1 pseudogene is annotated in these 233 nt (G+C 25.8%); it reads left to right on the plus strand.

What is annotated here, in order from left to right:
- Nucleotides 1-18 precede the first annotated feature (18 nt).
- Nucleotides 19-233 (plus strand): annotated as a pseudogene (locus tag ACVC08_RS00340) (IS110 family transposase); the annotation flags it as partial.

Consider the following 233-nt stretch of genomic DNA (forward strand, 5'->3'; position numbering starts at 1 on the left):
TTCCAAAATTCAGTTCTTATGATTAAAGATAGAAAAATTTATGGTATTGACATTAGTAAATCTGTATTTGATATTTACAGTAAATCTAAAGGTCATGTTGAATTAAAAAATGATGAATCTGGTTTTAAACAACTTTTAAAAAGTTTACCAAAAAAGGCATTAGTAGTTATGGAAGCTACTGGCTATTATCATTATCGCTTGGCTCAATTTTTATATAAAAATGGAGTTGTAGT

Source organism: Pontimicrobium sp. MEBiC06410 (assembly GCF_053601615.1).